Raw genomic sequence first — 10,015 nt, forward strand, 5'->3', positions numbered from 1 at the left:
CCTCGTCGTTGCGGTTCGGATGACCGAAACGCTGAAGAAATAAGGGGGCATGCATGAGCTGCCGTATCTACCTCGATAACAACGCGAGCACGCCGATCTGCCCGGAAGCGGTGGAGGCGATGGCCCCGTTTCTCTCCGATCATTACGGGAATCCGTCGAGTCTCCACTGGGCTGGAATGCCGGCGAAAGACGCTGTCGAGAAGGCACGGGGTCAGGTCGCCGGGCTGCTGGGCTGCGATCCGACCGAAGTGGTCTTCACCAGCGGCGGCAGCGAATCGAACAACCATGCCATCAAGGGGATCTTCTTCGCCAACCGGGATCGGGGAGACCACATCATCACCACGGCGGTGGAACACCCGGCGACTCTTAACCCGTGCCGCTTTCTGGAAAAGCTGGGAGCCGATGTGACCGTCCTCCCGGTGGACCGGTTCGGCATGACCGATCCGGAGGACGTTCGCAAGGCAATCACCCGAAAGACGATCCTGATCACCGTTATGCACGCAAACAATGAGGTGGGGACGATCGAGCCGATTCCCGAAATTTCCGCCATCGCCCGGGAGGCCGGTATTTTGTTCCACACGGATGCCGCGCAGACGGTCGGGAAGATTTCCGGGGACGTGGAGGAGCTGGGCGTGGACCTGCTCTCGGTGGCAGGGCACAAGGTGTACGCACCGAAGGGGATCGGCGTGCTCTACATACGGGAAGGAACGAAGATCGAACCTTTCGTCCACGGCGCGGGACATGAGGCGGGGCGCAGGGCCGGGACGGAGAACGTCCTGTTGGCCGTGGCATTGGGAGCGGCGTGCTACGCGGCCCGGAAATGGGTCGGGATGCCGCATATCAAGAAGCTTTGCGACCGATTCTGGGAGGAGCTCAAGGGGATCTTCGGCGAACGCGTCACCCTCAACGGTCACCCGACGGAACGGCTTCCCAATACCCTCAACGTAAACTTCGTGGGCAGGGCCGGCGCGGAGGTTCTTGCGGCACTTCCCGGGGTTGCCGCATCGACCGGGTCGGCCTGCCACGCCGGCTCGGTAACTCTTTCTCCGGTATTGGCCGCGATGGGGGTCCCTCCGGCGGAAGGGATGGGCGCTGTCCGTTTCAGCCTGGGGCGCGCGACTTCCTGGGAGGAACTGGAAGAAGTACTGCATATGCTTCGGCGTGTCCGATAACGGATTGGGGAGAACGGGCTCCCGGGATTCTTCTTGTTCGTTTCCATTGCGGAAGCTGCCGAATGCACTCCCAGCTCAACAATGGCCGAGGCGACCTGTCCGTCCCATCTCGACATGGGATCGGCCCAGTCTGGCTTCACAGGTGATACCAGGAGGGGTTCACTCCACAAAGACCCCAGGTTTCTATCCCCCCCATAGTCCATTCAGAAGATGACATCGGTTATCGGAGGAGGGCTGAAGGGGACAGGGTGCCCCTGGCGGGTCAGACGTCCCGCGCGATGACCAGCCCCTTGATCCCGGCGGGCCGAAACGCGAGCAACACGCAGACCGCGAGCAGCAGCAGGATGTAGGACCACTCGGGTCCGATGTAATACGCGCCGAGGTTCGACAGGAGCCCCAGCCCCACGGAGAGGGCGAGCCCTGCCGCCAGGTTCTCCATCCCCGACACGATGACGACGATCAGCGAGAGGATCAGCGGGCCGCGCCCCATGGTGGGTACGATCGCGGCGGCGGGCGCCAGGAGCGCCCCCGCGACGGCCGCCAGCGCCGATGCCGCGCCGAAAGTAAGGTACCGCGCCTTCTCCGAGTCCATCCCGACCGATTCCGCGATCTCCTCGTCCTCCGCGATCAGCTTCAGCGGCACCCCCCGGCGGGAGGAAAGGAACGCCTCGAGCCCGAGGAGCAGGAGGGTGCAGGCGATGAAGGCGGATACCCCCCACACCCGCACCGTCGTCCCGAAGGGACCCGCGAACGAGCGGCCCACGGCGATCAGCAGCGGGTGGGGACCCCATAGGAACTGCGCGGCCTGCTCGAACAGGAGCGAGAAGGCCAGCGTGCCCACGGTGACGGAGAACGGGTGGGACCGGATCGGGTTGACGAAATATCTGCCGAGGAGCGCCCCGGCGGCGAAAGCGATCGCCCCGCCCGCGAGGACGGCCGGGACGGGCCGGTAGACCGCCCCCTGGGACGACAGGGCGAACGCGACGTACGCGCCGAAGGTGAAGAACGCGCCGTGCGAAAGGTTGACGACCTTGACCACGCCCAGGACCAGCGACATCCCGACGGCCATCAGGGCGAACGTTCCCCCGGTGAGGATCCCGTCGAGGACGAGCTGCGGGAAGGCGGGCACGGAAGGCGCCGGCTCTCAGCGCGGCGGGAAGACGATCCGTCCGCCGTCGCGTTCCCAGCGGATGATCGTTCCGCGCAGCGATTCGTCTCCCGCTCCCCAGATCGCCTGGTGGGCCTCGTCGAACCGGTATGTTCCCGCGACCCCCTGGAACGCCCCCTTCTCCAGGGCGGCCGCGACCGCCTCCCCGTCCGTGCTTTCCGCGCGCCGCCAGGCCGCCACAAGGACGGTCACCGCGTCGTACGGCAGGGTGTCGCTGTAGCCCACGGGGGCGGTCCCGAACCGCTTCTCGAACCGTTCGACGTAGGCCGTGGCCGAGGGGGACGATCCTTTCCATGCGGCCGCCTGGACGTAGACCGGTCCGGAGAGCGGGAGGGTGGGCGCCAGCCGGGCATCCCCGAGCGCTCCGCCGACGGACAGCACCGGAAGGTCGGGCGAAAGCTCACGCAGCCGCTTCAGGAAGGACACGGAATTCCGTCCGGGATCCCCGAGGACCACGATATCGGCGCCGCTGCCGGCAGCCGCCACGGCCACCGGGTCGAGCGCCGGGTTCGCCGGGCTGTAGTATCCCGTGTAAGCGGCGGCGATTCCCTGCCGGGAGGCCGCCTTCTCGAGCGCGTTGCCGAGCTCCCGGTTCCAGCGGATACCCGTTCCGACGAACGCGTACCGGGAGGTCCTCCTTTCCTTCAGGAAGGCCGCCAGGATGTCCGCCCATTGGGGGATCGCGTAAGACACGCGGAAGACGGTCCGGTACTTTTCCCGCTCCTTGCGGATCCGGTCCGTGATCTCGGCCGTCGCGGCGACGGGGACCAGGAGCGGAACTTTCCGGGGGGCCGCCACCTCCAGGACCCCCATGGTCTCCTCCGAGAGGTAGGCGCCCACCAGCGCGCTCACCCCTTCCCGGGAAACCAGCCGCAGCGTTTCCGATCGGGCGACGTCCACCCGTCCCTCGGTGTCCGATACGACGATCTCGATCCTGCGCCCCAGCGCTCCCCCTTCGGCGTTTGCCTGCTCGACGGCAAGGGTGGCGGCCTGGACGAAGGACGCCCCGCCGGCGGCGAACGGGCCCGTGAGCGGCGCAAGGATTCCGATCTTCAGCGGACCGGCGGCGGACGAGCTTCCCGGCAGGAGCGCGAAGGCCGGCAGGAGGAGCAGCAGGAAGAAGCGGGGGCGTCGTCTCACGGGTCGAACCCTCCCCGAGAACGATACCATGGGATCGCGGCCTGAAAAACATGCGTTGCGATTGCATTTTCATGTTAATATCCCGCGTTATGGCGGCCCGCCGACTCGTCATCCTGGTCGCGGCACTGTTCCTGCTGGCCGCGCCTCGTCCGTCGCTGTCCGACACGACGTACACTGTCGGGAAAGGCGACACCCTCTCCAGGATCGCGAAGCGTTTCCACCTCCCCGTAAAGAAGCTCAAGGAAGCGAACGACCTGCGCTCGAACCGCATCGTGGCCGGGGAGAAGCTCCGGATCCCGCAGAAGGAGAAGGCCGTCGCGAAACGCGCGGAGAAACGGGCGAGGAAGAGCGGGAAGGCGTCGGCCCCCGCCGCCCCCGCCCGTCCGGCCCCCGCGCAGCTTCACACCGTCCGGAAAGGGGAGACGCTCGGATCGATCTCCCGCAGGTACGACGTGCCCGAGAGGGAGCTGCGCCGGCGGAACCTCCTGAAGAAGGGGAAACGGCTGCGGCCGGGGACGCAGATCGTCGTCCGGGCGGAGCTGCCCGAGTCGTACGAGGTCCGGGAGGACGACACCCTTTCGGGGATCGCCCGGAAGTTCAGCCTGTCCACGGATGAGATCATGGCGCGGAACGGGCTGGATACCGATCTGCTGGTGCCCGGTCAGGAACTGGCGCTTACCGATCCGCCGGAGGCGGCGGACCCGGCCGTCGAGGGCACAGCCCGCTTCGTCACCGTCGAGGAGCTGATCGCGGCGGCGCAGCCGCTGCCGCCTGCGCAGGACGCACAGGATAGCGCGGAGGAGATGCCGCAGAGCCGGATCGTCCGTGTGGCGAAGAAGATGATCTCGATCCCCTACGTGTGGGGCGGGACCTCCCTGACCGGTTTCGACTGCTCCGGTTTCGTCCGGATGGTCTTCGGCCTCCTCAACCTCGACCTGCCGAGGTCCGCGAGGGAGCAGTTCGGTGTGGGAAGGGATGTCGACCGGGGCGACCTGTCCATCGGCGACCTGGTCTTCTTCCAGACGTACGCGAAATACCCTTCCCACGTGGGAATCTACCTGGGCGACAACCGGTTCATCCACGCTTCGTCGGGCGCCCGGAGGGTCAACATCACGTCCATGGACCACCCGTACTACGTGAAGCGGTACATCGGCGCCAGGCGGCTGTTGTACGCGACCAACGACGTGGTGAACTAAGGGGTCGTACCCCCGCCCCAGACTTCCGAAAGCTTCTTCCGGCGCGCGCCCGCGTCGGGCTCCCCGGCGAGGAATTCCTCCGACAGTTTCCGCAGCAGCGCTTCCGCCTTCCCTTCACGATCGATGCGCGGCACCCCCGGGTGGCGCAGTTCCACGGAAGGCGTCCGGAAGGAGAGGATGTCCCCCGTTTCCGGATCGAGCTCCGCCCGTAGCGCGTAGCCCAGCCCGCTGGGCCCCTTGATGTTGAACATGCTGTACACGGCGAAGTTCCCCAGGCTGTACGCGATCAGCTTCCCCCGGTGGATCTCGATCGCCCGCGGGACGTGCGGCCCGTGCCCCAGCACGAGGTCCGCTCCCGCCTCGACGGCCTCGCGCGCGAAGCGCACCGGGTTCCCCCGGTTCTCGCCGAGAAACTCCTCCTCCGCGTCCCGGACGGCCAGGGCGCCGGAGCCTTCCGCCCCGCCATGGAACGACACGACGACCAGGTCGTGCCCCTTCTTCAGCTCCGCGACGATCTCCCGGGCCCGGGGGATGTCGAGCATCGGGTAGACGTACGGGGTGGGCATGGAGTAGGAGAATCCCGCGATGGCGATCCGTTTCCCCGCCGCCTCGAACCGGGCGATCCGGCACCCTCCGACCGGCTGGATCCCCGCGTTGTCGAGCGCCGAAAGGGTGCTATCCATCCCCTCCGCCCCGAAATCCATGGTGTGGTTGTTGGCCACGTTGAGCGCGTTGAAGCCGGCCGCTCGCAGGTGCCCGGCGTACCGGGGCGGGATTCGGAAGGCGAAGCAGGGCTTGAGTCCCGGGCGCGGCTTGTAGTCGCCGCATTTCGGCGAGCGTCCCCCTTCCGCGAGCGCGCCTTCCAGGTTGCCGAAGACGATGTCGCCTCCTTCCAGCAACGGAAGGACGTCCCGTAACAGCGTCGCCCCGTCGCCCGGGGGAAGGATTTCTTCAGGGAAGGTGGTCCCCATCATGATGTCGCCCACAGCGACGACGCGGATCGCAAGCGGCGGCACCACCGAGGCGTTGTCCTCTCCCCGCTCGGGCAGCGCCGGGGACGGGAGGGTCAGGAGCAGGCAGGCGAGAAGGGCGGCAGTCCGCAGCATCCGCTCATCTTATCCCCATATCCGCAGCGGGGAAAAGAAAACGGCCCCCCGGGGAGGAGGGGGGGCCGCTTTCGACCGCTCCGGATCGGAACGGGTGCTTCAGGCCGGTTTCGGATGGGCGCTCATGCTCTCCTTGAAGACAGGCTTCTTGGAAATGAAGGTAAGAACGATTCCCGCAACGCACGCCGCGGAGATGTAGTACATCGCCAGGGTGAACGCCCCCGTGGTCGCCTTGATCGCGTCGATCATGAAGGGGCCGCCGATCCCCGCGATACCCCACGCCGTGAACAGGTAGCCGTAGTTCGTGCCCAGCGACTTCGTGCCGAAGTAGTCGGCCGTCAGCGAAGGCATCAGCGCCAGGTATCCGCCGTAGGCGAACCCGACGATGCAGATCCCGACGAGCCACTTGGTGAAGGTGTCCGAGTTCGGCAGCAGCAGGAGGAACGCCACGAGATACTCGGCGAACATCAGGATGACGGTGTTTTTCCGGCCGATCTTATCGGAGATCGAGCCGTGGACCAGACGGCCGAGGCCGTTGAGCAGCGCCATCGTGCCGAGACCGCCCGCCGCCACCGCCTTGTCGAGCTTGGCGACTTCCACCCCGATCGGCACCGCCTGCCCGATGATCATCAGCCCCGCCGCCGCCCCGACGAAGTAGATGAGCCACAGGATGTAGAACTGCGCGTTCCCGGTCATCTCGCCCGGGGTCCAGTCGATCTTCACGACCGTCCCGGCGGCCGGCGCAGGCGGATTCCAGCCGGCCGGCTTGTATCCGGCGGGGGGGACCTTGAACAGGGCGCCGGCGCCACAGACACCGGCGAGCATGATGATCCCGACGACGAAGAACGCGTTGGCGATCCCCGTGCTGGCGAGCAGCTTGGAGATAAGCGGCCCGAAGACGAGGGTGCCCGCCCCGAAGCCGAACACGGCCAGTCCCGTGATCGTCCCGCGCATGTCGGGGAACCACTTGATGCAGGTGGCGATCGGGGTCACGTAGGCGAAGCCCACCCCCAGGCCGCCGAGGATGCCGTACGCGAACACCAGGCCGGGAACCGTCTTGTACAGCACCCCGGCCAGCAGGGCGCCGGCCCCCAGCAGCAGGCCGCCGAAGATCGCGACCTTCTTCGGCCCGGCCTTATCCTGCCATCTTCCCGCGAAGATCATCCCCAAGGCGAAGAAGAACAGGGAGGCCATGTACGGGTAACCGGCTTCCTTGACGGTCCATCCCAGCTCCTTCATCAGCGGTCCCCGGAAGACGGACCAGGAGTAGAGGACCCCCAGGCATAGTTGCATGATCAACGCTGCGACGACCATACCCCACCGGTTTGTCTGCTTTTCCTCTGCCATAACCTCACCCTCCTCCTTCCCCTGGTTTTACTGTTTAAAATAGCATTTCTATTTTGTACCGTATCGCAGGGGGCGGGCCGGTGTCAAGAATTTTTTAAACAAGGTTTTATAGTCGTCTCGGGGATCGGGAGGAGGAATCGGAAAGCAAAGGGGGGAGAAAACGATTGGGAGCGGAAACGTCCGAATCCAAAGAGATATCTAACGTGCATCGAGGAAGGTGGATTCAATTGAAAAGGAAGGAGCAGGCAATGACTCCGTTTCACGAAATCAAGCAGGTTCCCCGGATCCGGGCGATCGGCATGCGGGGCGAGATGTCTCTGTGGGACGTGGACACCGCGTTCACGCGGCTTTATGACAAGGCGATGGAAGGGCGGCTGAAGTTCCGCGAGCCGGCTCTGGGGCTGCGAAGGGGCGGCATCCGGGTCCCCGACAAGTTCCATTCGGACTACGAGGTGCTGTTCCCGCTGAACGAGGAGCCCGAGGAGCTCATCCCCGGCACGGAGATCGTCGAGATCCCGGAGGCGCGGGTCGCCTCGTTTTTCCACCGCGGGCCCTACGAGTGGATCCAGTGCACCTATGAAAAAGTGTTAGACTGGCTCCGGGAAAACTCCGTCGAGGCGGCAGGGGAGCCGCGCGAGCTGTTCTTCGTCGCGCCCGAGCCGCATGCCGGCGGGAGCCAGGATGACATGCTGACCGAGATCCAGGTTCCCATCCGGGAGGCCGCCTGACGAAACCGGCGAGGTGCCCGTGATCGTCCTGCTTCCCGTTTCCAAGGGCCCGTCCTTCCAGGATGCATTGCGTCTGGCAGTCGATGTCGCCGCGGCCGGGGGAGGCGAGATCCGGATCGTGTATCCGATGGACCGTAAGGAGATCCACCGGGTCGAGGAGGGCGGCGGGGTCGCCGCGATCCACCTGGCGCAGCACGCGGCAGAAGAGGTCGAGAAGCGGATGATGGAGGAAGGCACCGAGGCCATCCTCGAGGCGACCGGAGTCTGCGCAAAGGCCGGCGTGTCCGCTCACGGGGAGATCCGGGACGGGGATCCGCACGACGAGCTGCTGGCGGCCGCGGGGGGGTGCGACCTGGTCGTCGCGGCGGCGGCGTCCCATTTCTCCCCCGAGCTCGACGACAAGCCGGGGCGGCTGATCCTGTCGCTGCTGCGGGACGGGGGGATCCCCGTGCTGCTGGCGTGCACGCCGTACCGGCCGGTCGGGACGGTCGTGGCGGGCTGCGGCGGAGGGATCCGGTCCGAGCGCGCCATCGGGGCGATGACGCGGCTCTCTCTCTGGAAAGAGGGGTGCCGGGTGATCCTTCTCGCGGTGGACGACTCGCCCGAATCGGGCGAAATGAAGCTGGCCGCGGCGCGGAACCTGATGACCGACGCCGGCTATTCCCCGTGGCAGGAGCGGGTGATCCCGGGCCCCCGGCCGGGAGCGTTCCTTGCGTTCTGCGAGAAGGAAAACGCGGACGCGGTCGTCCTCGGGGGCTGGGGCGAGCACCGTTGGGACGATCTGCTGGGCATGTCCGTCACCAGCCGCCTCGTCGAAGAGGGGCGCCGCAACCTCTTCCTTTACATGTAGGCGGCCGGGACCTTGTCCGCGCACGATCCCATCGCCGTCGGCCTCTCGCTACCCCTCTGGTCCGTCCTGCCGTTCGCCGGCCTCCTCCTCTCGATCGCCCTTTTCCCCGTATTCGCGCCGAGGTTCTGGGTGCGCCACTTCGGCAAGGTCTCCCTCGCGTTCGGCCTCCCGGTGGCGGCGTTCTTCCTCCTTCGCGCGCCGATGGAGCTGGCCCACACCGCTTTGGAGTACGGCTCGTTCATTGTGCTCCTCGCCGCCCTGTTCATCGTGTCGGGAGGGATCCTCGTCCGAGGGACGTTCCGCTCCACACCGGCGGTAAACAGCTCCTTCCTGGCGATCGGGGCCGTCCTGTCGAACCTGCTCGGGACCACGGGAGCGTCGATGCTCCTCATCCGCCCCCTGCTGCGGGCGAACGCCGGGAGGAAGCGGGCCGCCCACGTGGTGATCTTCTTCATTTTCGTCGTCGCCAACATCGGGGGATCCCTGACGGCGATCGGCGACCCGCCGCTGTTCCTCGGCTACCTGAAGGGGGTGCCGTTCTTCTGGACGCTCACGCACGTCGGACCGATGTGGCTTGCCGCGTGCGGCGCGCTGATCGGGATCTTCTTCCTCGTCGACCGCCGGGCGTTTGCCCTCGAAGGGCTCATGGAGAACGGGGCCCCGGCCGCCCCGGCCGCCCCGCGGGTCTCCATCGAAGGGAAGATCAACCTCCTCCTGCTGGGCGCGGTGATCGCCGCCGTCTTCCTCCCGACCCCGTTTCGGGAGACCCTGATGGTGGCCGCCGCCGTCGTTTCCGTATGGAAAACCCCGGCAGGCCTGCGGAAGGAGAACGAGTTCACCTATCACCCCATCGAAGAGGTGGCCATCCTTTTCGCGGGGATCTTCGCCACCATGATCCCGGCGATGCTGATCCTCAAGGCCCGCGGAGGGGAACTCGGGGTGACGGCCCCCGCCCAGTTCTTCTGGGCCGCCGGCCTGCTGTCGTCCTTCCTCGACAACGCGCCGACCTACCTCGTCTTCTTCAGCCTGGCGCAGGGGATGGGGGGAACGGGGCTGGTCGCGGGCGTCTCCGCCCCGATCCTCGTCGCGATCAGCGCCGGGGCGGTCTTCATGGGAGCGAACACCTACATCGGCAACGCCCCCAACTTCATGGTGAAGGCGATCGCGGAAGAGGCGGGCGTCCGGATGCCCTCCTTCCTCGGCTACATGGGCTGGTCCTGCTGCGTCCTGATACCATTGTTCGGACTGATCACGCTGGTGTTTTTCTGACGAGAAGAGCAGAACAGCAAAACGGGGACGTTCATGAGT

At 66.5% G+C, this 10,015-nt stretch carries 9 protein-coding genes; 5 read left to right on the forward strand and 4 right to left on the reverse strand.

Annotated features, from left to right (window positions below; all coding sequences use genetic code 11):
* Positions 1–53: 53 nt before the first annotated feature.
* On the forward strand, positions 54–1,172 hold the full coding sequence (locus AB1346_03650) for a cysteine desulfurase family protein (GenBank protein ID MEW6719524.1): 1,119 nt from the start codon (positions 54–56) through the stop codon (positions 1,170–1,172).
* Positions 1,173–1,434: 262 nt separating this feature from the next.
* On the opposite strand, the gene AB1346_03655 is transcribed toward AB1346_03650, so the two are convergent.
* Together AB1346_03655 and AB1346_03660 are read right to left on the reverse strand one after the other, a co-directional pair.
* Positions 1,435–2,301, reverse strand: coding sequence for a branched-chain amino acid ABC transporter permease (locus AB1346_03655; protein MEW6719525.1), 867 nt, complete (start codon positions 2,299–2,301; stop codon positions 1,435–1,437).
* Between the two features lie 15 nt (positions 2,302–2,316).
* Entirely contained in the window at positions 2,317–3,480 is a 1,164-nt protein-coding gene (locus tag AB1346_03660; protein MEW6719526.1) for an ABC transporter substrate-binding protein, read from the reverse strand.
* An 89-nt stretch (positions 3,481–3,569) separates the two neighbouring features.
* Here AB1346_03660 and AB1346_03665 point away from each other — a divergent pair, with 89 nt between their 5' ends.
* Complete coding sequence (locus AB1346_03665; GenBank protein MEW6719527.1) at positions 3,570–4,676, forward strand: LysM peptidoglycan-binding domain-containing protein; 1,107 nt, start codon at positions 3,570–3,572, stop codon at positions 4,674–4,676.
* On the opposite strand, the gene AB1346_03670 is transcribed toward AB1346_03665, so the two are convergent.
* Together AB1346_03670 and AB1346_03675 are read right to left on the reverse strand one after the other, a co-directional pair.
* On the reverse strand, positions 4,673–5,782 hold the full coding sequence (locus tag AB1346_03670) for a CapA family protein (GenBank protein ID MEW6719528.1): 1,110 nt from the start codon (positions 5,780–5,782) through the stop codon (positions 4,673–4,675). The genes AB1346_03665 and AB1346_03670 overlap by 4 nt on opposite strands.
* A gap of 99 nt (positions 5,783–5,881) precedes the next feature.
* On the reverse strand, positions 5,882–7,129 hold the full coding sequence (locus AB1346_03675) for an OFA family MFS transporter (protein MEW6719529.1): 1,248 nt from the start codon (positions 7,127–7,129) through the stop codon (positions 5,882–5,884).
* Between the two features lie 248 nt (positions 7,130–7,377).
* On the opposite strand from AB1346_03675, the gene AB1346_03680 reads away from it, so the two are divergent.
* Genes AB1346_03680 through AB1346_03690 form a run of 3 tightly spaced genes read left to right on the forward strand, consistent with a single transcriptional unit; the run spans position 7,378 to position 9,976 of the window.
* The gene (locus AB1346_03680) at positions 7,378–7,857 is read left to right on the forward strand and encodes a GyrI-like domain-containing protein (protein ID MEW6719530.1); all 480 of its coding nucleotides are present in this window, start codon (positions 7,378–7,380) and stop codon (positions 7,855–7,857) included.
* Between the two features lie 19 nt (positions 7,858–7,876).
* Positions 7,877–8,707 (forward strand): universal stress protein, encoded by an 831-nt coding sequence (locus tag AB1346_03685; protein MEW6719531.1) that lies wholly within the window; start codon positions 7,877–7,879, stop codon positions 8,705–8,707.
* A gap of 12 nt (positions 8,708–8,719) precedes the next feature.
* Positions 8,720–9,976: a sodium:proton antiporter gene (locus AB1346_03690; GenBank protein ID MEW6719532.1), complete on the forward strand. Its 1,257-nt coding sequence runs from the start codon at positions 8,720–8,722 to the stop codon at positions 9,974–9,976.
* Positions 9,977–10,015 lie beyond the last annotated feature (39 nt).

It is taken from the genome of Thermodesulfobacteriota bacterium, assembly GCA_040758155.1.
In the GTDB taxonomy this organism is placed as follows: domain Bacteria; phylum Desulfobacterota; class Deferrimicrobia; order Deferrimicrobiales; family Deferrimicrobiaceae; genus UBA2219.

What these genes read in the sequence shown, in the direction of transcription:
- AB1346_03650 (MEW6719524.1), top strand. Translation starts at nt 54, where the DNA reads ATGAGCTGCCGTATCTACCTCGATAACAACGCGAGCACGCCGATCTGC.
- AB1346_03665 (MEW6719527.1), top strand. Translation starts at nt 3,570, where the DNA reads ATGGCGGCCCGCCGACTCGTCATCCTGGTCGCGGCACTGTTCCTGCTG.
- AB1346_03670 (MEW6719528.1), bottom strand. Translation starts at nt 5,782, where the DNA reads ATGCTGCGGACTGCCGCCCTTCTCGCCTGCCTGCTCCTGACCCTCCCG.
- AB1346_03675 (MEW6719529.1), bottom strand. Translation starts at nt 7,129, where the DNA reads ATGGCAGAGGAAAAGCAGACAAACCGGTGGGGTATGGTCGTCGCAGCG.
- AB1346_03680 (MEW6719530.1), top strand. Translation starts at nt 7,378, where the DNA reads ATGACTCCGTTTCACGAAATCAAGCAGGTTCCCCGGATCCGGGCGATC.